The organism is Deinococcus rubellus (genome assembly GCF_025244745.1).
GTDB classification, from domain to species: domain Bacteria; phylum Deinococcota; class Deinococci; order Deinococcales; family Deinococcaceae; genus Deinococcus; species Deinococcus rubellus.
Genome location: NZ_CP104213.1, coordinates 2,999,167 through 3,018,642, shown reverse-complemented (window position 1 = coordinate 3,018,642; position 19,476 = coordinate 2,999,167). Strand labels below are relative to the sequence as shown.

The following is a 19,476-nucleotide window of genomic DNA, read 5'->3' as shown; positions in this document are numbered from 1 at the left end:
CTAGGAATTTGGCTCTGGCGAACGGACCCGGCGTCATCAGCGGCCCAGCGCCATTTGAACCGTGACCACGTCGCCTTCCGCCAGATTCTCCGCTCGCCTGACGCTGGCCTTGACGGGCAAAATGTACAGCCCGTCTTTGGGAAACAGCGAGGTCGTCCACCCGGTCTGACACATCTGAACCCGGACCGGGATCATGCCCCAGCCGTAAGTGACCAACCGGGCAGCGGCTTTGATGTCCAGGCACTCCGCCGCCGGAACGGTCACGAAGTAGTGGGGAGCCGGGCCTTTCCAGAACCACAGCGGGCCGCTGAACTCAAGGATTGAGGGCATGATTCACCGAAGATTCTCGCATGAGAGTTGAAGAGGCGCGGAGCCAGGGCACCGGCTGGCCGCTCAGGTGTCCGGCAGCGTGTAAGTGAGGGTGTAGTGATGCACACCGCCCGCCCGCTCCAGCCGCAGCTCACCGCTCAGGCCGACGAGTTCCCCGCTGCCGGAATCGGGCACCACCCTGTAAATCAGGCCCTGCTCGCCGCGTTCGCTGATACCTGCGTGATAGAAGGCAAAGTTGCCCCGCCTGCCATTGAGTGTGGCCTGAACGATTTCAATCGCCACGTACACCGCCGAGCCTTCCACGGGCGTCATGAAAGTCAGCATCTCCACCACGCTCTGCCCAGCCAGATCGCCGCTCCAGGCCTTGTCGAGCAGCATTCGCCCGATCTCAGGAACGGTGGGCGGGGGAGCCTCGGCACGGGGCTTGACCGTGAAGGTTCCAGTGGCGATCCACGCCGGGCGCTCAGCGCTCATAGAAGGCAGGCGGTTCAATTCCTAGCGCCCGCAGATACACGTAGCCCTCGCCCCGGTGGTGAATCTCGTTGTCGATACAGTAGATCGCCGCCGCCCAGCCGCTCATCTCGCCCCAGGGCAAGGCGTGTTGCTGGGCATAGAAGGCCGTATCCACCTTGAGAAACTCCCGGTCGATCTGCGCCGTCAGGTCGTCCCAGGCACTCAGGAGTTCGCCCCGGTCCGGTGAAACGCCCCCGCGCCAGTTCGGTTCCGGCCACTCGCCGCTCAGCAGACCCGTCAGGGTCAGAGCGCTGACCTGCTGCATCTCCCAGGCCATCACGCCAAAGGGCCGCATCCCGCCAATAGAAAAGCTGAACAGCTGGTCTTCCGGGAACGCCTCGATCATCCGGCGGGTCAGGCGGCGGTGGCCCTGCCAGTGGGCGAGGAGCTGCTCTGGGGTCACGACGACGGGCTTGGACACGGTCTCGGTCTGGGTCATAGGCTGGCCTCCGCAGTAACTTCCGAAATTGGATCAGGAAGTTCTGTTGACAGCTTAATCCCGATACCCGTCAGGACCTGTCGTGTTTATGTGGCACCATGGGCAGATGTACGACCCCTCCATGCGGGTGCTGACGGTGCTGGAACTCTTGCAGGCCCGCGAACAGGTCACGGGGCCGGAGCTGGCCCGCTGCCTGGAGGTCAGCCCGCGCACGGTGCAGCGCTACGTGGCGCGGCTGCAAGACCTGGGCATTCCGGTGGAGGGTCGCCGGGGCGTGGGCGGCGCGTACCGGCTCAAGCCCGGCTTCCGGCTGCCGCCCCTGATGTTCAGCGGCGAGGAAGCGCTCAGCCTGGCGCTGGGCCTGAAAGCCCTCCAGCACCTGGGTCTCACCTCGCTGACCCCGGCGGCGCAGGGGGCGGGGGCCAAGCTGAGGCGCACCCTGCCCGACGCACTGAGGCAGGAAATGGAGGCGCTGGAAGCCGCCGTGCAACTGGAGGCCTCGGACTGGGTGGTCAGCACCGACGCCGCGCTCCTGGCGACGCTGCTGCGGGCCGTGCGCGAACACAGGGCCGTGCGCTTTGCCTACCACTCGCGCCTCAGCGCAGACTCGCTGCGGGACGTGGACGTGTACCGGGTGGCCCAGTTTGGCGGCGGATGGTACGCGGTGGGCCAGTGCCATGTCCGGCAGGCTTTGCGCTGCTTTCGGCTGGACCGGATGTCGGCCCTCAGTCTGCTGGACGTTTCGTTTGTGCCGCCCGAAGACTTTAACGTGCTCAGCTACCTGCGGTCCAGCCTACCCGCCACGCCTGAAAGCCAGCAGATCAGCGTGTGGCTGGGCCTGCCGATGGGCGAACTGCGCGGGCGGGTCTCCAACTGGGGCACCACCTTGACGGAAGAGGGGAGCGGCACAAGGTTGCAGGCCCAGCGGGAACACCTGGAGGCGTTTGCTGCCATGCTGCTGGGCCTGGGCTGTGAAATCCGGATTGAACAGCCGCCGCAGCTCCATCAGGTGTTCGCAGGACTGGCCCAGCGGTGTCAGGTGCTGGCGGGCACGGGCAAACTCAGTTCGCCAGAAAGCGCTGAACCTCGCCCAGCCCGCCCATGTTGAGCAGCACCCGACCCGACGGCAGATGCAGCAGCGCCGGGGTCGTCTGGATGTGGTGCGCGGCGGTCAAGGCGGTGAACTCGTCGACGTCGTTCTGGCGGTGAACCATGACGATCTGGTCGTCGAATTGGCCCTTGAGCGGCTTGGAGAGCATCATCTTGAGGCGCTCGCAGTTGGGACAGTCGTTCTGGGTCAGCAGCACGAAGGGTTTAGTCAGGGCTTCAGTCATGGCTTACCCGCACGGCCTGACTGGAAGCGTTCAGATCCGGGAACCCGCCCGCCCAGATGGCTTCCACGTCGGCGTCGCTCAGCGTTTCGACCCGCACCTTGCTGTAGCTGCTGCCCTTGGCGCTGAAAAAGTCGTGGGTGGTGCCGCGTGCCTCGATGCCGTTTTGCACCACCGGGTTGATCTCCTCGTCGGGAAAGGGGCGCTCCAGGGCCAGGTTATCGGCCAGCACATTGCAGTTGAAGCGGATGAAGCGCTTGACCTCGCCGGTCAGATTCACACCCGCATAGAGCACGTCGGTGTAAGCGAGTTCGTTCTGGTAAAGGGTTTGCAAGGTCTGGTTGTACCAGGCTTTGGCGTAGGCCTGCTCGGCGGGATTCATCAAATTGAACTTTTCCTGGGCCAGCAGCGCCACATACACGCCGTGCAGCGCTTCATCCAGAATAATCAGGTTAAAGATCTCGCCCGCCGACACCATCCGGCCCTGCCCGGCCATGTAGAGCGGATAGAAAAAGCCGCTGTAAAAGAGGGCCGTCTCCAACATGCACGACACGGCCAGTTTCTTCCACAAGCCCAGATTGGAAATGTCAGGATCAGCAAAGACCCCCTGAATGAAGCTGATTTTGAATTGCAATTGCGGCTGAGTCCTGATCCACTCAAAGACCTCGCGCTCCTCGCTGGTCGACAGGAAGGTTTTGTTCATCAGGCTGTAGCTGCGGGCATGGATATTCTCCATCGTCGCTTGAAACTGGAGCGTGGCCTTTCTGATATGACCCTCGATCAGATCGCTCAGCACCGGCATTCCGATTTCACCTTGCAACGTGTCTAAAGCATTCAGGCCCGCTGAGGCGTGAATATACGTCCAGCGTTCTTCATCACCGAGCGCCTTCCAGGTCAGGGCATCGTTGCTCAGTGGAATTTCTTCAGGAAACCACAGTTGGGAGGTGTACTTTTCGTAAAAGGTAGTCGAAAAGCTGTCTTCAGGTTCAGACCAGTTGGCCGCAGAGAAAGGGGACATGCATGCTCCTTGGATTTTGAATTGAGAATAAGAGAAAAGTCTTAGACCACGCAGCTCAGGCACTCTTCTAGATTGGTTTTCCGCATCCGGGTGTAATACAGCGTCTTGATGCCCAGTCGGTAAGCGTAGAGGTAATAGGCTTGCAGGGCGCGGGTGCTGGTGCTGCTCGGCACGAACAAAGTACAACTGATGCCCTGATCCACGTGCTTTTGCGCGGTGGCCACGGTGTCCAGCACCCGGCGCTGGTCCATGTCGTAGGCTTCCTCGTAGTACCACTCGGTCTCGGGCGATAGGTGCGGCATCGGATAGATGGTGCGGGCCTTGTTGCTGGTGCGGGTTTCCACGCGCTCGGTGATCGGCATGATGCTGGCACTCGCGTGCGACACGTAGCTGATGCTGCCGGTGGGCGCAACCGCCATCACGAACGAGTGGGCCAGGCCGTGCTGCTGAATGTCGCTGACGAGCTGCTGCCAGTCGGCGCGGGTCGGCAGCGCGTGGCCTTCAAACAGCGCCGTGACCTCGGCGGTCTGCGGCACGAAGTCGCGCTCCAGGTACTGGGCAAAATGCTCGCCCGACTGGTAGCGGCTGCCTTCAAACCCCTTGAACACGAAGCCGGTGTCGCGGGCAATCTGCATGCTGGCCTTGCGGGCGTGGTAATGCACCGCCGCGAAGAACACGTCCACGAATTCCAGCGCCTCGGGGCTGCCGTAGATCAGTTCCTTGCCCGCCAGAAACGAGTGCAGGCCCATCGCGCCCAGCCCAATCGAGCGCATCTCGTCGTTGGCCCGCTTGACGGCTGGCACTTCGGTCACGCTGGTCGAGCGGGCCACGTTGTCGAGCAGGCCAATCGCCGCCGTGACCACCCGCCCGATGTCGCCGCTGTGCATGGTCTGTTCGATCACCAGTGATGACAGATTGCACGACACGTCCAGCCCGATGCGGTCCTTGGCTTCCTGGCCGTAGGCGTGAAAGTAGCTGGGCAGGGTCGGCTGCAGGATCTCCGAGCAGAGGTTGCTCATCTTGATGCTGCCGACGTTGGGAACCGGGTTGACGCGGTTGGCGTTGCCCTCGAACAGCAGGTAGGGGTAGCCGCTCTCGCCCTGGGTCACGGCGATGTCTTCGAGCACCCGGCGGGCCGAGACGCGCTTCTTACGGATGTTGGCGTTGTCGGCCAGCGCCTGATAATCGCGGGTCCAGTCGATGTCGCTGAACTCCTGTCCGGTTTCCTTCCACAGCGAGTGCGGGTAAAACTGGAAGATGTCCTCGCCCAGCCGCGCCTTTTCCATAAAAATATCGGGAATGGTCGCGCCGACGCTCAGGGTCTTGAGGCGCGAATCCTCGTCGGAAGCGATTTTCTTGGCGCTCAGCACGTCCAGAAAGTCGGCGTGCATGACGCTGAGGTAAATTGCCCCGGCTCCGGGTCGCTGTCCGGCCTGATCGGCGTAGCGCAGCATGTTGTCGAGCATCTTGGCGACGCCCAGCACGCCCTTGGTGACATTCTGAATGCCGCGCAGACTCTCGCCGCGTGCCCGCAGGTTGCTGACTTCCACCCCGATACCGCCGCCGCCCTTGCTCAGTTCAGCCACAAACGACAGCGTTTTGGTGATGGAATCGAGGTTATCGGTGCAATCTTGGAGGAGAAAGCAGCTCACCAGGCGTCCGGTGTTGGCCTTGCCGGAGTTCATCAGGGTGGGCGTGGCGGGCGTAAAGGTCTGCGTCACCAGGTGGTGAACGAGTTCCAGCGCCTCCTCCAGACTTTCCGAGCGGGCCAGCGCGGTGATCGCCATGCGGTCCTCGTAGCGCTCCAGCCAGCGGCTCCGGTCCGGGGTCATGGTGGCGTACTCGTTGTAAAACTTGCTGGCCCCCATGAACGACTGGAAGCGGAATTTGTAGCTGTAGGCCCGCTCGAATACGGCCCGCACTTCTTCCGGTTTGTAGCGCTCAAACAGCCCGGCATCCCACAAATTGTGCTCGGTCAGGTAACGGATCTTCTCTTTGAGGTCATGAAAAAAGACCGTGTTGGGGTTGACTTTCTCCTGAAAGTAGACTTGCAGGGCGTCTTTGTCATGCTGCGGCTGCACCACGTTTCCGGCGATCACTTTGTTGTTGAGTTCAATCCAGCGTTCCATCAGTTCACGTCCTCCACTGCATTTTTGCCTGCCTGTCTCACACTCTGTGCTCGCTGATCCAGTCGAGGACCCGCACACGGTCTGCGGCGCTGCCCGCTTTATTGACCTTGGCAACCACCGGCACGCCGTACTGCCCGGCGATCACGTCGGCGGCGCGGGCGAAGTTATGACCCCAGTGAAACGAACCGCTCGACACCACCCCGCACAGGCGTGCGGCCCGCTGCTGCATGAACGCCTGGGTGCTGACGGGCACGCCCCCGGTGCCGAAGGTGTAGGTCAGCAGTAGATAATCCTCATCGGGCAGGGTGTGCGCCTCCCGCACGTCGAACAGCGGAGCGCCGCCGAGTTGCCGCGCCAGATCCTGGGCGAAGCGGCGCACGTTGCCGGTCAGCGAATCATAGACGAGCTGCATCATTTGCTCTCTGAAGGCAGGGGGCAGGGCTTGGGGCCGCACTCGAATGGTTTCATCTAAGCTCCTGACGCGGGAGGGGAGGCAAAAGGGATAGACTCCGCGAGGCGAGCGTTCGGACTGAAAACCGTAGCGCGACTGTGCCGGACTGAAGCCTGCCTCCCGCATGACGGGTGCAAGGTTGACCGGACTTCCCTCTGTTCCTGCGGAGATGCAGACAGAAACTAACGCGGCTGATACTACATGTTGTACATAGCGTGAGTCAAGACACAAAATACAGACATAGCCGAGCGAGCTGTGTCAACGTGACGCGCTTCCTGTTCAGGCCGCGCCAAGCTGAACGCCGTCATTTTCTCTCTTCTCTCCCGCTCAAGATCGGCGTCGGCGGCCCTGTCGGCAGCAGCAAGACGGCCCTGCTGGAAGTGCGGTGCTGCGAGTGGCACAGAGCAGCCTGCGGGCGCAACGCTCCGGGGCCGCGCCGCTGAAGATTCGCTGCTGAGCGTGCTTTCCTTCAGTCTCAACGCGCCGGGCCGTGTATCTTGGCAGCCATGACCCGTTCACGCCCCAGCACCGTCATCGTGATCGGCGCGGGTTTTGCCGGGCTGGCGGCGGCGCTGCGGCTCTCGCAGGCCGGCGCGCAGGTCACGGTGCTCGACCAACTGGAGCGCCCCGGCGGTAAGGCGGCGCTCGGCTGGCCGGACTTTTCCAGCGGTCCCACCGTCGTGACCATGCCGCAGATCTTCCGGGGCCTGCACCAGCGTCTGGGGTTGCCGGAGCCGCTGCTGACTCCGGCGCGGCCCACCACCACCTACCACTACGCGGGCAAGCTGGCGGGCCGCACTTTCGCGCCTGAGGCGCTGAGCGTGGCTGGGAGCTTGGACAGCACCCTGGCGCAGCTCAGTCGCCGCGAGGCCCGCCAGTATACCCGGCTGCTTGACCTCTCCAAGCGCATGTACCGTGACGCCGCGCCGACCTTCATCTTCGGGCCGCCGCCCAGCAAGCTCAAGCTGGCCCGCTACGCCCTCACCAGGGGAGGCCGCGCCGCACCCTGGGCCAGGCTCTCGCAGCTGGTGCAGAGTGGGCCGCTGCTGACCCCCTTCTGGCTGCGCTTTGCGACCTACCTGGGGGCCAATCCCTACAAGGCCCCGGCGGTGCTGCACAACGTCGCCTGGGTCGAACTGGGGCTGGGCGTCTGGCATCTGGGCGAGGGCGAATCGGGCGGGCTGGGTGCCTTGGCGGTCCGGCTGGCCGAGCAGGCCGAGGCGGCGGGTGTGAGATTCGAGTACGGCGTCACGGTCAAGCACCTGATCCGCTCCGGCAGCCGGATTATGGGCGTGCACACCGATCAGGGGGCCTTCAGCGCCGAGCGCTGGGTGAGTGCGGTGGACCGCAGCCTGACCGCCGGCTGGCTGGGCCACCCGCCCGACAAGTCGCCGCGCGGTGTCAGCGGCTTTGCCCTGCAACTGCGCCTGGAGCGCGACCTGGGCCGCGCCCACCACCTGTTCTTTCCGCCCGAGTACCGCCAGGAATGGCGTGACATTGCGGCGGGCAAGCTGCCCGGCGACCCGGCGCTGTACCTGCACCTCGACGGCCAGCGGGCTTTTCTGCTGGTCAACGCGCCGCCTGATCCGCGTGCGGTGGCCGATCCCTACGCTTACGGCGTGGAGTTGCTCGCCAAACTCCAGGCCCGCTTCACTGAGAAGTACGGCCCGCTGCCGGTCAGCGGCTGGCTGCCGATTGATCCCTCGCTCTACGCCTTGACCGGTGAGCGCGGCGCACTCTACGGCCAGGCCCCGCACGGTCTGCTGGGCAGCCTGCGCTCCGGCTGGAGCCACCCCGGCGCGCGCAATCTGGTGCAGGTGGGCGGCACAGTACACCCCGGCGGCGGCGTGCCGCTCAGTATCCTCAGCGGCTGGAACGGGGCGGGGCAACTCTTCGGGCTGCCCTACGACGACCTGGGCGGCCAGTTGGACGGGTCAGTGGACGGCGTGGAAAGTTGAACTTCAGCGATTTGCCGCAGCCCCGGCCCCTGCCTTTTTCCGGCCACCTGCAACGCTGGGGCAGCTCGCCGCTCTCACTCATCGAGGAGGGCGCGGCGCTGGGCCAATTATTCGGGCTGCAACTGGGCCTGAGGACCGTCGTCGGCTACTCGCCCGCCTGGAACAAGCGGCTGCTGAGTGACCTCACCACTTTTCGCAGCGCGGGCAGCTTCTCGGCGGTGGTGCCCTACCTCTCGGGCGGCGTCATCCTGACCGACGCGCCGGGGCACGGCCCGCGCCGCCAGACGATGAATCCTGGGTTCGGCAAAAAGCATCTGGAGTTGTTGCAAGCGCGTATCGTATCGGCGCTGGAGCAGCACAACCGGCAGGCACTCAGCGCGCCCGAGTTCGACGCCCTGGCCTGGGCTGACGGGGCGGTGCTGGCGATGCTCAACGCGGCCTACTTCAGCGGCGAGTTTCCCCAGGAACTCATGCACGCCTTTCTGGCCCCGCTGCGGCAACCCTTTCCGACCCCCGCCTGGCCGCGCCCGCTGCTGTTTGCCCGCTTCGACGCCGAGCTGCGGCGGCTGGCCGGGCGGCGGCTCAGGGAGGGCGGCGACGACCTGCTCTCTCTTCTCGCCCGGCTGCCCGGCGGCGTGCGCGAGGCCCGCATCTCGCTGGCGGCGGGCCACGACACCACCACCCACACCCTGGCCTGGGCCACCTGGTTTCTGGCGGGCCACCCTGAGTGGCAGGCCCCCGAGCACCACCGGGCCGTCATCAAGGAAACCCTGCGCCTGTACCCGCCCGGCTGGATGGGCAGCCGCCGCCTGGCCCACGACACCGAATTTGGGGGCGTGACGCTGCCCAAAGGGGCGCTGGCCCTCTACAGCCCCTACCTGAGCGGGCGTGACCCCTTGCTGTGGGAGCGGGCAGCCGAGTTCTGGCCGCTGCGCTGGCAGGCCGGATTCAAGCCCCCGGCCTGGGCCTACCTGCCGTTCGGCGGCGGCGAGAGGTTGTGTCTGGGCATGCACCTGGCGAACCTGATGCTGGAGACGGCGCTGGGCAGCCTGCCGCCGCTGAGCGCCGTGCGCGGCGACCCGACCCCCCGCCCTGGCGTGACGCTGGGACCGGCGGGGCCGCTGAGAGTGCGAGCAAGGGATGAAGGCCCGCCAACCAGCCGGGGTGGGGGGTGTGATATCAGAACGGTGGAGGATATTACATGAAAAGAATCATTTTGCTCGGGGCCGTTGCCCTCTCGCTGGCTTCCTGCGCGCCCCGCTACAACCCCAACTCGCAAAAGCCCGACTCCGATCTGTCGTGCACCGACATCAGAAGTGAGATTGGCCGCGCCCAGTCGGCCCGCAGCGAGGCCAGCAAGAACCGTGGCCTGAGCGGTCAGAATGTGGCCTGGGCCATCTTCTTTTTGCCCGGCGTGGTCGCCAACGAGTACACCAACGATCAGGTGCAGAAGGCTGCCGACACGCGGATCGCCACCCTCAACCGCCTCTACACGGCCAAGCGCTGTAAGGGTTAAAGGAACGCTCCCTCTCCCATGCGCCCACAGCGGCGCATTTTTCATGTCTGCTGTCGGCCTTCTGCTAGCCTGCCGCCATGACCCGCTTTCCCCAAGCGCCGCACGCCGGGGCCCTCCTGATGGTGGACATTCCCGGCCCTAACCTCGACCCCGAAACCGCCGATTACCTGCGCTCGAACGGCATCCGGGCGGTATGTCTGTTCGGCAAGAATGTGGAGAGCGGGTTGCAATTGCGCTCTCTGTGCCGGGATCTCAGGGCGGTGATGGGCGAAGAGGCATTGATCGCCATCGACCACGAGGGCGGCGCAATCGTGCGCCCGACGTTCTGGCCTGCGCCGCCCAGCGCCATGAGTCTGGGCCACGCGGGCGACCCTGCCCTGACCGAAGCGGTGTCGGCGGCCCTGGCGCGGCAACTCAGATCGGTGGGCATCAACTGGAATTTCGCCCCGGTGCTGGACGTGAACGTGAACCCCGAGAATCCGGTGATCGCCGAGCGCTCCTACGGCGACTCGCCGGAGCGGGTCGCCCGGCACGGCGCGGCGGCCCTGCGCGGCCTGACGCGGGAAGGTGTGGCAGGCTGCGTCAAGCACTTTCCCGGCCACGGCGACACCCGGCTCGACTCGCACCGTGCCCTGCCGCGCGTCGGCAAGTCCCGCGCCGAGCTGGACGCCCTGGAACTCGCGCCGTTCCGGGCCTGTCTGGGTATTGCCCCCGCCGTGATGACCGCCCACATCATTTACGACGCGCTGGACACCGAGCATCCGGCCACCCTGTCGCGGCCCATTCTGAGTGGGCTGTTGCGTGAGGCGTGGCGCTACGACGGCGTGATCATCACCGACAGCATGGGGATGCAGGCCATTGACGCCCATTACGGGCGCGGCGAGGCGGCGGTCATGAGCCTGAACGCTGGAGCCGACATGGTCATGGCGCTGGGGCGGCGAGGGGCCCAGCAGGTTACCCTGGACGCGGTGCAGGCCGCGCTGGACGATGGTCTGGAGGTGTCCGACAAGCTGACCCGGCTCTCTGAACTGGCCCGGCGCTTTCCGGTGCAGATCGATGAAGCGGCGGTGCAACCGGACGACGAGGCGCTCTTCCGGCAGGCCTGGGCGCGGGGTCTGGGCCTGGTCGGCGATCCGCAGCCAATTGTGCCGGGCCGCCGTCTGCTGCTGGTGGCCCAGCGCCGGACCGCGCGCGAGAACGTCAGCGAGGCCAGTGTGGAGGCCCAGATTCTGGCAGATGAACTCGGCGGGTGGTACAGCGTGGACCTGCACGCCTACGACGACCCCGCCGAACTGGACTGGGCGCAGTTGCGCCGGGACGCGGGGGACCGCCCGCTGATTCTGGCGACCACCCAGCGCCACCGTCAGGCTGCCCTGGGGAGCGCCACACCCGATCTGCACCTGGCCTTCTACAATCCCTACAGTGCGCTGGACATTGCCGCCCCTGCCGTGCAGAGTTTCGGCTTCCAGCCCCTGGCACGGGCGGCGGTATGGGACTGGCTGCGCGGCAAAACCCCTTGACGGGCTGCCGGGCCATTGATTCCATGTTCTATTCTGCCCGGCGGCCCAGAATCGAGCGCAGCAGCGGCTTGCGCGGCCGCCTGTCGTCCTCGCCGGGCAGCGCGCCGCTGAGTACCTGATACTCGTGAATCGCCGAGAACAGCCACTCGGGTGCGCCCAGAGCGCGCAACTCCGGCGACGATTGCCACTGCGCGCCGCGCACTTCCGAGCTGGGGTTCAGAATGCCCGACACGTACTCGCTGCCGAACAGCAGGCTCAGGCGCGAGTCGCCTTCCGGCAGCCGCACGGCGAAGCTGCCCACCAAGCTCAGCGAACCGATGGACAGGCCCACCTGCGAGAGCAGGGCGCGGCGCAGTCCGGTTTCAGCCAGGCCTGCACCGCTGGCGCTGCCGAGCAGCAATCCCGGCAGTTGCACGGTTCCCGGTAGCAGCGGCTGCTGCGGCTCAACCACCAGATAGGTGTCCTTGCTGCGAACCAGTGCGAAGACACCCACTTGATAGTAAAGGGGACCGGAAGACGTGGGTTTCAAAACGTCCTGCGCATGCGGGCAAACCCTCTCTGGGAGCGGAAAAAGGACACTGGAGTCGGCGGAGCCTCGGGACGGCCCGGCGCAGCACGCCCCCGAAGCTCCGCTCAGTTTAGCCGCTAAACGCCCGGCCAGGGCCGCAGGTACGGTTCACTCAGCGCCTGTACCCCCAGCGCCGAGGCCAGTTCGAGGAAGGCCGGATCGTGTGCCGGACTCGTCCACGACGGCGACTGCACCAGCAGCAGCGCCTCGACTTCACGTTTCGGGGGGAGGGGGGAGGTGTTGCCGTGGCAGAGGATGTCGGCGCGGGTCAGGGTCAGGCGGGCCAGCACATCACGGCTCAGGTGCGCGGCGAGTTCCTGCCGGGTGCGGTCCAGATCAAAGCCCTCGGCCACCGGCATGCCCCCGTGCCAGGCCGGATACTGGACTTCGTAGTGTGAGATCAGCCCGGCGGCCAGGCCCAGGCCCGCCCAGTTGCCGGGGCGCACCTTCGCCGGGTCGCCGCTGAGCGAGGTCAGGTCGTGGTGACTGTCGATGTTCAGCACCTCGCGGCCCGGAAACTGCTTTAACCATTCCCAGGCGTGGGCGTGACTCCAGGCCACGAAGGCGGGCCGCCCCGCGTACTGTCCGAACGCTTCCCAGCCGGGATACAGCGGGAAGTCGGCGTTCAGGGCGGCCCATCCCGTCACCTGCTGGTCACGCGTGAGGGCGCGCCGCTGCCAGGCCGCCAGCCGGTCCGACTCGCGGTCCGGGCTGCCCCAGATCGGCGCGTCGAAGACCAGTTCGCGGCAGCCCGAGTAGGCGTCCCAGTCGAGGCTCAGCAGCATGATTTCAGTGTATGACCGCTGGCCGTCACCCCGGCAGCGCCGCCAGATCACTCCAGCCGGTCTCAGGCGGCTCCTCGTGCAGCGGCAGACGCACCTCGACCTCCGCGCCGCCGGACAGGGCATTGCGGGCCACCACCACGCCGCCGTGGGCCTGCACCAGCGCCGAGACGATGGCCAGCCCCAGCCCGGTGCCGCCCGAATCGCGGGTGCGGCTCTGATCACCCCGGAAGAAGCGGGCGAACACCTGCTGCTCACTGCCCGCTGGAAAGCCGGGGCCGGAGTCTCGCACGCTCAGCACCGCCTGACCGGCCTGTGCCCGCGCCGCGACGTTGATCTGGCCACCCGCCGGGGTGTAGCGCAGGGCATTGTCCAGCAAGTTGATCAGCACCTGCCCCAGCCGGTCACGGTCAGCCAGGGTGGGCAGTTCGCCGGGCGGCACGTGCAGGGCCAAGTGAATGTCTGCCGCCTGCGCCTTGCTGGCAAACGACTGGCTGACCCGCAGCACCAGCGCCGAGAGGTCGAGCGGCGCGAGTTGCAGCGGCAGCCGCCCGGCCTCGGCCAGCGACAGGGTTCGCAAATCGCCCACCAGCCGGGTCAGCAGCCCGATCTGCATCGAGACCAGCGCCAGTTCCTGCGGCGTGGGTTCCAGTACCCCGTCCTCGAAGGCGTCGAGACGGGCCTGCACCACCGCCAGCGGGGTGCGCAGCTCGTGGGCGATGTCAGCAATCATCTCGCGGCGCTCGCGCTCCAAGAGATCGAGGCTTCCGGCCATGCGGTTGAAGTTGCGCGTCAGGTTGACCAGTTCGGAGGTGCCGGGCCACTGCCGGGCCCGCGCCGAGAGATCGCCGCCCGAGACGAGCTGGGCCACCCTGGAGACCTCGTCCACCGGGCGCGAGATGACCCGGGCCAGCAGCGCCCCGATCAGCACTGCCACCACGCCGGAAATTGCCACGGCCCAGGTGAGGTTGCTCAGCAGGTCGCGCCGGACGCGCTCGACCCGGCTCAGGCGCTGCGGCGGGTTGAGCATGCCGGAGCCGTCCGGCCCGCTGCTGGCCTGAGTGCTACTCGTCTGGGGCGGCACCAGCACGAAGTACGACCGGGTCACGCCCTGAGCCAGCTTGCGGCCCGCGTCGCCCGCATCGCTCGGCCCCGCCGGGTCGCCCTGGTTGAACTGAGCGCGGACTTCCGGCGGCAGGTTGTCGAACTGCTGGCGCAGCGAGTAGTTCGAGACAGCCATCATGCTCATCGCCATGATCACCATCATCAGCAGCATGGCCGCGATGATGCTGACCGACAGCCGCTGCCACGGCCAGGTCCGCACCGTCTCGCTTTCCGGGGCCGTTCCCGGCGCGGCGTTGAGGCCCGGCACGCTCTTGGCCATACTGGGCGTCGGTTTCACGTGTTCACCTCGGTCATGTGCCTTCTTTTATACGCCTTACACGTCCAACTACAACTCAGAGAGACGGTAGCCCACGCCGCGCACGGTATGCAGGAGCCCCGCCGCGCCCGCCGCCTCGAGCTTGCGCCGCGCTCCGGCCAGGTGGGCGTCCACCACCCGCTCCAGGGCGTCGGAGTCGGGCAGGGCGGCTTCGAGCAGTTCCTCACGGGTAAAGGCCCGGCCCGGTGCGGCGGCCAGGTGAGAGAGCAGCCGGAACTCGGTGGGGGTGAGCTGCAATTCCTTGCCGTGGACGGTTGCGCTCACGGCCCGCCGGTCAATATCGAGCGGCCCCACCCGCAGCGGGGTGTCCTGGCCGTTTTCGAGTACGGCGGAAGCGCGGCGCAGCACCGCCCGTACCCGCGCCATCACCTCGCGGGGCCGGAACGGCTTGACCACGTAATCGTCCGCGCCGAGTTCCAGGCCAACGATGTGGTCACTCTCCTCAGCGCGGGCCGTCACCAGAATAACCGGGGTGTCGCTGTCGGCGCGGATGGCCCGCAGCACGTCCAGCCCGTTCTTGCCCGGCAGCATGATGTCGAGCAGCACCAGATCGGGTTTGGCGGCCCTATATAAGGTCAGGGCCGCGTTGCCGTCGGCGGCGCGCTCGCTGCGAAAGCCCTCCTGCCTGGCGTAGGCTTCCAGCACATCGGCCAGATGCGGCTCGTCTTCGACAATCAGAATCAGGGCGCTCATAAGTAAATGCAGGTTAAGCCGGGCGCATCAAGGTTCGGCGCAAGTCAAACCAAACCATCTGCGCCAAATCTTCACAAAGCCTGCGCGGGGTGTTGGCGAAAGAACCGTTGAATACGGTGTATGAATGTCCAGCACCCAGCTCTTTCTCAAGCAGTGCCACCTCCGATTGCCCAGGCGGCCCGATGCGTCGTCTAGCCCTGACCCTCGCTCTGCTCCTCGGCGCGGCCAGTCTGCCGGAAGCCGCTGCCCAGAGCGCCTCGCCGCCCGCACCCACCACACAGGCCGCGCCTGCCGCCACCAGCCTGACCCTCGCAGACGCCCTGGCCCGGCTCAGCAGCGCGCCCCAGGTGGTCCAGGCCAACCTGGCGCTCAGCCGTGCCCAGCGCGACCTCGACGCCGCGCAGGCGGGCCTGAGCCTGAATGTCACGGTGGGTGGCAACGCCAGTTACAGCAGCGCGGCAGCTTCGGCGGGAAGTACGGGTACCGGGAGTGGCGGCACCAGTGGCAGCGGCGGTTCTGGCGGTAGCGGCCTGAATGGCAGCCTCAATCTCAAGGCCACCGCCGGAGTCTTGCCCTGGGCCAGTAACCGCACGGCCCTGGCCGCCGCCCAGCGCTCACTGAACTACGCCAAGGCGGTGCGCCAGGAAAATATCAACACCGCCCGGTCGAACGTGGTGCAGCAGTACCAGAGCGCGTATCTGTCGCAGCTCGACCTTCAGGTCGCGGCCCAGAACCTTCAGAGCGCCCAGCAGACGCTCAGCGCCGTGCAACTTCAGCGCAGCCAGCAGAATGCCACCCAGGAAAGCGAGTTACAGGCCCAGGCCAGCCTCCAGACGGCCCAGGCCAGTCAGCAGGCGGCGAGAACAGCGCTCGACACGGCCCGCCGCTCGCTGTCGGCCACCCTCGGCACCGATCTGAGCGCCGCGACCTTTGGCAGCGCCCCCGACTTGCCCAGTAGCCTCGACGCGGCGGGCCTCACGGGGCTGGGCCTCGGCGACGTGAACGCGCTGGTGGCGCAGGCTATCGCCAACAGCTCCGACGTGGTGCAGGCCCAGAACACTCTGGCCTCGGCGCAGGACACGCTTGAGCAGCAGCAGCGCGACCGGAGCTTGCCGGACCTGACGCTGAGCGCCAACTATGGCCCCGGCGGCGGCGGTCTGGGCGCGGGCCTGAGCCTCAAGGACGGCACGGCGAATGTGGGCTACACCCAGCCGCTGAATGCCAACAGCGCCGCCAGTAGCCTCAGCCTCTCGGTCAGCGGCTCGTATACCATCTACGGCCCCGCCGCCAATGCCCAGATCGCCAGCACCCAGGCGCAGGTCTCGCAGGCTGAGCTGAGCCTGACGCTGGCCCGCCAGACTGCCGAACTCGGCGTGCGCCAGCAGTACGGCGACACCCTGACGGCGCTCGGCGCGGTGACGGCCAAGGTGACCTTGCAGCAGCGCGCCGACGTGGCCCTGCAAACCGCCCAGGCCAGGCTGGCGGCAGGCACTGGGACCCAGAACGACGTGACCAGCGCCCAGGCTGCCGACGCCCAGGCCCAGCGCGATACCCAGGCGGCCCGCACCGCCGCCGCCCTGAGCATCCTCAAACTTCAACTCGCCGCCGGAGGCCCCCAATGAACCGTACCGACATTCACCGCACTGCCATCACGCTCAGCCTGGTTTTCCTGCCGTTTGCCGCCGCCCAGACGACCATCAGCACCACCCTCAGTGCCGCCACCCAGGCGGCCCTCAGCAACGGCGCGGACGTGCGCACCGCCCAGGCCAATCTCGATAAGGCGCAGGCCAGCCTGAAAGCCACCCTGGCTGACCCCAGTGCCCTGGCTGCCGATACCCTGGCGGCCCAGCAGGCTGCCGCGCTGGCCAGCGTGCAGCTCCAGAGTGCCAAGATCGGAGGTCTGCAAAATGCCCTCAGCGCCTACACGGCCCTTTACACCGCTCAGCAGAACGTGGACCTCCAGACCCTGCAAGTCCAGAGTGATACCAAGAACCTGCAAGTCGTGCAGGTCAAGCTCAACGTCAAGAACGCCACCGCGCTCGACCTCAAGAATGCCCAGAGCAGCCTCGACGCCAGTACCCAGAACCTGGCCGATGCCAAGGCGCAGGTGAACATCGCCGCGCAGAAGCTGGCCGCCCTCACCGGGCTGAGCAGCGCCGTGCGTGCCGCCGGGCTGGGCAGCATTCCGGCCCTCAAGGTCTCGCAGGCCAGCCTCGCCAACGGCCTCACCGCACGCCTGCCGAACGTGGTGCAGGCCCAGCAGGCGGTGGCGGCGGCCCAGCTCAACGTGACCCTCTACAGTAATGACTTTACCCCTGCCCAGACCCTCAGCAACGCCAAGGTGACGCTCGCCAACGCCCAGCGCAGCCTGGACAGCGCCAACAAGAACGCGGCCACCAGCCTGAGCAGCGCCTACCAGTCGGCGGCCAACGCCCAGCAACTGCTCGGCGTGGCGCTGCAAAAGGAAGGCAATGCCCAGACCAACTTCAAGCAGGACCAGACCCGGCTCAAGACTGGTGTGATCAGCACGGTGGACCTGCTCAAGTCGCAGCTCGCGCTGGCCCAGGCGCAGCAAAACCGCGTCGTGGCCCAGGCCAGCGCCCTCAACACATTGGCTGCCCTCTCGGCGGCCTCGGGCAATAACCTCACCGGAGTGGGCGGGCTGTAATGTCCACCCCCGCCCGACCCGCTCCGCTGAGCCAACCGCAGCGTCAACAACGCCGGGCCTGGCCGTGGATCGTGGCGGCCCTGCTGGTCGGCGGCGGGGGCGCTTACTACTATCAGCGCAGCAACACGGTGGCCGCCGTGCCCACTGTGCAAACGTCCACGGCGACCCAGGGCGAGGTCAGGGTGTCGGTCAGTGGCCCTGGTACCCTGAGCGCGGCGACCAGCAGCAGCGTTTCGGCCACCACTGGCGGCACCCTCACCCTGGTGCCCACCGTCGGTGACCAGGTCACCAGGGGCCAGTTGATTGCCCGCCTGAGCAGCGCCACCGCCGACACCGGGGTGCAGAATGCCCAGCTCGCCCTGCAACGCGCCCAGGCCCAGCTCGCCTCGCTGCGCGCCTCGCAGGCCAGCAGCCGCGCTCAGGATGCCCAGAGCATCGTCGGCGCGTCACAGACGGTGCAGAGCGCCCAGAGCAGTCTCGCCGCCGCCCAGCAGACCCTCGGCAACCAGCGGCAGCTCTACGCCGTGGGTGGCCTCAGCGCCCAGGACTTGCAGGCGGCCCAGATTACCGTCCGGAACGCCCAGCAAAGCCTCAGCACGGCCCAGCAGGCGCTCGCCTCGTTCCGCACCCAGCAGAGCGCCAAACTCGCCAGCAGCGCGCAGGACCTCAGCGGCAGCCAGCTCGCCGTGCAGCAGGCCCAGGTGGGTCTCCAGGACGCCCAGACCACCCGCGCCGGAATCAAACTCTACGCGCCGATGTCCGGCACCGTCGCCACCGTTCCGGTCAGCGCCGGGCAGAGTGTCACCGGCAGCAGCGTGGGCGGCACGGTGGTCGCCACCCTGATCGATGCCTCGAAGATCGATCTGCCGGTGCAGGTGGACGAGACCGAGATCGGCGCGGTCAGGGTGGGTCAGCCTGCCGATGTGACGCTCGACGCCCTCGACGGCCAGACCTTCAGTGGCAAGGTGACGCGCATCAGTCCTGAGGCCACCACCGAGTCGGGCATCGCCTACTTTACGGTCACGGTGCGGCTGCCCAACCCGGACGGGGTGCTGCGTCCCGGCATGACTGCCGAGGCCGAGGTCATCCAGAGTCAGGCCAGCGGGCTGATCATTCCCAAGAAGGCGGTGGAGTCGGTGCGGACGCGCAGCTACGTGCAGCTCCAGACGCCCGGCGGGGCAGCCGAGCGCACCCGCATTCGCACCGGAGCCGACGACGGCACCAGCATCATCGTGACCAGCGGTCTCAAGGCTGGGGACGTGGTGGAGCTGCCCGGCACGGTGTCCAGTGGCGCGTCCGGCACGACGACTCGCAACAGTAGTGGCACCCGTGTGCCCGGCCTGGGCGGCGGCTCCGGTGGTGGCGGCTTTGGAGGCGGACGATGAGCGACCCGGTGCTGGACCTCAGCGGTATCCGCAAGATTTACCAGACCGGCGACGTGGTGTTCGAGGCGCTCAGGGGCGTGGACCTGACGGTTCAGCAGGGTGAGATGGTCGCCCTGATGGGGCCGTCAGGCAGCGGCAAAACGACCCTGATGCAGATCATCGGCCTCCTCGACCGGGCCTCAGAGGGCCGGTACCTGCTGGGCGGGCGCGACGTGACGTCGCTGAGCGAGAATGAGCGGGCCGAGGCCAGAAACCATGAGATCGGCTTCGTGTTCCAGGCCTTTCACCTGCTGCCGCGCCTGAACCTGCTGGAAAACGTGGAGGTGCCGCTCACCTACGCCGGATACCCGGCGGCCGAGCGCCGCGAGCGTGCCCTGCACGTGCTGATCCGCGTGGGCCTGGAGAGCAAGGCGAGAAACCTGCCCTCGCAGATCAGCGGCGGGCAAAAGCAGCGGGTGGCGGTGGCCCGCGCTCTTGCCCTCTCGCCCCGGCTGCTGCTGGCCGACGAGCCGACCGGCAACCTCGACTCGCACACCTCCGAGGAGGTCATGAACCTGTTCGGGGAACTGCACGCCGAGGGCACCACGGTGGTCATCGTGACCCACGAACCCGACATCGCCGAGTACACCGAGCGGGTGGTGCGGGTGCGCGACGGGCTGATCGAGAGTGACGTGCGCCAGTCGCCCCGGCGCGGCCCACAGAAGCGTCCGCACCCGGTTCAGGCGGCCCTGTGA

19 protein-coding genes and 1 pseudogene are annotated in these 19,476 nt (G+C 66.8%); 9 read left to right on the top strand and 11 right to left on the bottom strand.

All coding sequences use genetic code 11. The features are described from left to right. Positions 1–36: 36 nt before the first annotated feature. The 3 genes from N0D28_RS15400 to N0D28_RS15390 all read right to left on the bottom strand — a co-directional run bounded on the left by N0D28_RS15400 (position 37) and on the right by N0D28_RS15390 (position 1,282). On the bottom strand, positions 37–330 hold the full coding sequence (locus tag N0D28_RS15400) for a DUF1905 domain-containing protein (RefSeq protein ID WP_260560350.1): 294 nt from the start codon (positions 328–330) through the stop codon (positions 37–39). Between the two features lie 63 nt (positions 331–393). Then, positions 394–804: a DUF3224 domain-containing protein gene (locus N0D28_RS15395; RefSeq protein WP_260560349.1), complete on the bottom strand. Its 411-nt coding sequence runs from the start codon at positions 802–804 to the stop codon at positions 394–396. Continuing rightward, complete coding sequence (locus tag N0D28_RS15390) at positions 794–1,282, bottom strand: DinB family protein (protein ID WP_260560348.1); 489 nt, start codon at positions 1,280–1,282, stop codon at positions 794–796. Before N0D28_RS15390 ends, N0D28_RS15395 begins: the two co-directional genes overlap by 11 nt. A 106-nt stretch (positions 1,283–1,388) precedes the next feature. Here N0D28_RS15390 and N0D28_RS15385 point away from each other — a divergent pair, with 106 nt between their 5' ends. Beyond that, on the top strand, positions 1,389–2,390 hold the full coding sequence (locus N0D28_RS15385; RefSeq protein WP_260560347.1) for a helix-turn-helix transcriptional regulator: 1,002 nt from the start codon (positions 1,389–1,391) through the stop codon (positions 2,388–2,390). On the opposite strand, the gene N0D28_RS15380 is transcribed toward N0D28_RS15385, so the two are convergent. Genes N0D28_RS15380 through nrdI form a run of 4 tightly spaced genes read right to left on the bottom strand, consistent with a single transcriptional unit; the run spans position 2,344 to position 6,172 of the window. Then, positions 2,344–2,616: a YbbN family protein gene (locus N0D28_RS15380; RefSeq protein ID WP_260560346.1), complete on the bottom strand. Its 273-nt coding sequence runs from the start codon at positions 2,614–2,616 to the stop codon at positions 2,344–2,346. The two genes, N0D28_RS15385 and N0D28_RS15380, sit on opposite strands and share 47 nt — an antisense overlap. After that, positions 2,609–3,631, bottom strand: a complete 1,023-nt coding sequence (locus tag N0D28_RS15375) for a ribonucleotide-diphosphate reductase subunit beta (RefSeq protein ID WP_260560345.1) — start codon at positions 3,629–3,631, stop codon at positions 2,609–2,611. The genes N0D28_RS15380 and N0D28_RS15375 overlap by 8 nt, the downstream gene beginning before the upstream one ends. A 41-nt stretch (positions 3,632–3,672) precedes the next feature. Beyond that, positions 3,673–5,760, bottom strand: a complete 2,088-nt coding sequence (nrdE, locus tag N0D28_RS15370) for a class 1b ribonucleoside-diphosphate reductase subunit alpha (protein WP_260560344.1) — start codon at positions 5,758–5,760, stop codon at positions 3,673–3,675. Between the two features lie 37 nt (positions 5,761–5,797). Next, positions 5,798–6,172: a class Ib ribonucleoside-diphosphate reductase assembly flavoprotein NrdI gene (gene nrdI / locus N0D28_RS15365; protein ID WP_260560343.1), complete on the bottom strand. Its 375-nt coding sequence runs from the start codon at positions 6,170–6,172 to the stop codon at positions 5,798–5,800. 515 nt (positions 6,173–6,687) lie between these two features. Between nrdI and N0D28_RS15360 the strand changes: the two are divergent. The 4 genes and pseudogenes from N0D28_RS15360 to N0D28_RS15345 all read left to right on the top strand — a co-directional run. Beyond that, a pseudogene (locus N0D28_RS15360) lies at positions 6,688–8,169 on the top strand (phytoene desaturase family protein); the annotation flags it as partial. Next, positions 8,166–9,374 (top strand): cytochrome P450, encoded by a 1,209-nt coding sequence (locus N0D28_RS15355; protein WP_260560342.1) that lies wholly within the window; start codon positions 8,166–8,168, stop codon positions 9,372–9,374. The pseudogene N0D28_RS15360 and the gene N0D28_RS15355, both read left to right, overlap by 4 nt. Next, complete coding sequence (locus N0D28_RS15350; RefSeq protein ID WP_260560341.1) at positions 9,371–9,685, top strand: hypothetical protein; 315 nt, start codon at positions 9,371–9,373, stop codon at positions 9,683–9,685. The genes N0D28_RS15355 and N0D28_RS15350 overlap by 4 nt, the downstream gene beginning before the upstream one ends. A 77-nt stretch (positions 9,686–9,762) precedes the next feature. Next, positions 9,763–11,205: a glycoside hydrolase family 3 protein gene (locus tag N0D28_RS15345; RefSeq protein ID WP_260560340.1), complete on the top strand. Its 1,443-nt coding sequence runs from the start codon at positions 9,763–9,765 to the stop codon at positions 11,203–11,205. 28 nt (positions 11,206–11,233) lie between these two features. Here N0D28_RS15345 and N0D28_RS15340 read toward each other — a convergent pair whose 3' ends face one another. From N0D28_RS15340 to N0D28_RS15325, 4 genes are all read right to left on the bottom strand, one after another. Further along, positions 11,234–11,698 carry a hypothetical protein gene (locus N0D28_RS15340; protein ID WP_260560339.1) on the bottom strand — a complete coding sequence of 155 codons (465 nt, stop codon included), beginning with the start codon at positions 11,696–11,698 and terminating at the stop codon, positions 11,234–11,236. A gap of 152 nt (positions 11,699–11,850) precedes the next feature. Continuing rightward, on the bottom strand, positions 11,851–12,558 hold the full coding sequence (locus N0D28_RS15335; RefSeq protein WP_260560338.1) for an arginase: 708 nt from the start codon (positions 12,556–12,558) through the stop codon (positions 11,851–11,853). Positions 12,559–12,583: 25 nt separating this feature from the next. Further along, the gene (locus N0D28_RS15330; RefSeq protein ID WP_260560337.1) at positions 12,584–13,957 is read right to left on the bottom strand and encodes a sensor histidine kinase; all 1,374 of its coding nucleotides are present in this window, start codon (positions 13,955–13,957) and stop codon (positions 12,584–12,586) included. 48 nt (positions 13,958–14,005) lie between these two features. Continuing rightward, positions 14,006–14,689 (bottom strand): response regulator, encoded by a 684-nt coding sequence (locus tag N0D28_RS15325; RefSeq protein WP_260560336.1) that lies wholly within the window; start codon positions 14,687–14,689, stop codon positions 14,006–14,008. 182 nt (positions 14,690–14,871) lie between these two features. On the opposite strand from N0D28_RS15325, the gene N0D28_RS15320 reads away from it, so the two are divergent. The 4 genes from N0D28_RS15320 to N0D28_RS15305 are packed head-to-tail and all read left to right on the top strand — an operon-like array spanning position 14,872 to position 19,476. Continuing rightward, positions 14,872–16,311 (top strand): TolC family protein, encoded by a 1,440-nt coding sequence (locus N0D28_RS15320; RefSeq protein WP_260560335.1) that lies wholly within the window; start codon positions 14,872–14,874, stop codon positions 16,309–16,311. Then, on the top strand, positions 16,308–17,357 hold the full coding sequence (locus tag N0D28_RS15315) for a TolC family protein (protein WP_260560334.1): 1,050 nt from the start codon (positions 16,308–16,310) through the stop codon (positions 17,355–17,357). The genes N0D28_RS15320 and N0D28_RS15315 overlap by 4 nt, the downstream gene beginning before the upstream one ends. After that, on the top strand, positions 17,357–18,742 hold the full coding sequence (locus N0D28_RS15310) for an efflux RND transporter periplasmic adaptor subunit (protein ID WP_260560333.1): 1,386 nt from the start codon (positions 17,357–17,359) through the stop codon (positions 18,740–18,742). Before N0D28_RS15315 ends, N0D28_RS15310 begins: the two co-directional genes overlap by 1 nt. Next, on the top strand, positions 18,739–19,476 hold the full coding sequence (locus tag N0D28_RS15305) for an ABC transporter ATP-binding protein (RefSeq protein WP_260560332.1): 738 nt from the start codon (positions 18,739–18,741) through the stop codon (positions 19,474–19,476). The genes N0D28_RS15310 and N0D28_RS15305 overlap by 4 nt, the downstream gene beginning before the upstream one ends.

What these genes read in the sequence shown, in the direction of transcription:
- N0D28_RS15400 (WP_260560350.1), bottom strand. Translation starts at nt 330, where the DNA reads ATGCCCTCAATCCTTGAGTTCAGCGGCCCGCTGTGGTTCTGGAAAGGC.
- N0D28_RS15395 (WP_260560349.1), bottom strand. Translation starts at nt 804, where the DNA reads ATGAGCGCTGAGCGCCCGGCGTGGATCGCCACTGGAACCTTCACGGTC.
- N0D28_RS15390 (WP_260560348.1), bottom strand. Translation starts at nt 1,282, where the DNA reads ATGACCCAGACCGAGACCGTGTCCAAGCCCGTCGTCGTGACCCCAGAG.
- N0D28_RS15385 (WP_260560347.1), top strand. Translation starts at nt 1,389, where the DNA reads ATGTACGACCCCTCCATGCGGGTGCTGACGGTGCTGGAACTCTTGCAG.
- N0D28_RS15380 (WP_260560346.1), bottom strand. Translation starts at nt 2,616, where the DNA reads ATGACTGAAGCCCTGACTAAACCCTTCGTGCTGCTGACCCAGAACGAC.
- N0D28_RS15375 (WP_260560345.1), bottom strand. Translation starts at nt 3,631, where the DNA reads ATGTCCCCTTTCTCTGCGGCCAACTGGTCTGAACCTGAAGACAGCTTT.
- nrdE (WP_260560344.1), bottom strand. Translation starts at nt 5,760, where the DNA reads ATGGAACGCTGGATTGAACTCAACAACAAAGTGATCGCCGGAAACGTG.
- nrdI (WP_260560343.1), bottom strand. Translation starts at nt 6,172, where the DNA reads ATGCAGCTCGTCTATGATTCGCTGACCGGCAACGTGCGCCGCTTCGCC.
- N0D28_RS15350 (WP_260560341.1), top strand. Translation starts at nt 9,371, where the DNA reads ATGAAAAGAATCATTTTGCTCGGGGCCGTTGCCCTCTCGCTGGCTTCC.
- N0D28_RS15345 (WP_260560340.1), top strand. Translation starts at nt 9,763, where the DNA reads ATGACCCGCTTTCCCCAAGCGCCGCACGCCGGGGCCCTCCTGATGGTG.
- N0D28_RS15335 (WP_260560338.1), bottom strand. Translation starts at nt 12,558, where the DNA reads ATGCTGCTGAGCCTCGACTGGGACGCCTACTCGGGCTGCCGCGAACTG.
- N0D28_RS15325 (WP_260560336.1), bottom strand. Translation starts at nt 14,689, where the DNA reads ATGAGCGCCCTGATTCTGATTGTCGAAGACGAGCCGCATCTGGCCGAT.
- N0D28_RS15320 (WP_260560335.1), top strand. Translation starts at nt 14,872, where the DNA reads ATGCGTCGTCTAGCCCTGACCCTCGCTCTGCTCCTCGGCGCGGCCAGT.
- N0D28_RS15315 (WP_260560334.1), top strand. Translation starts at nt 16,308, where the DNA reads ATGAACCGTACCGACATTCACCGCACTGCCATCACGCTCAGCCTGGTT.
- N0D28_RS15310 (WP_260560333.1), top strand. Translation starts at nt 17,357, where the DNA reads ATGTCCACCCCCGCCCGACCCGCTCCGCTGAGCCAACCGCAGCGTCAA.
- N0D28_RS15305 (WP_260560332.1), top strand. Translation starts at nt 18,739, where the DNA reads ATGAGCGACCCGGTGCTGGACCTCAGCGGTATCCGCAAGATTTACCAG.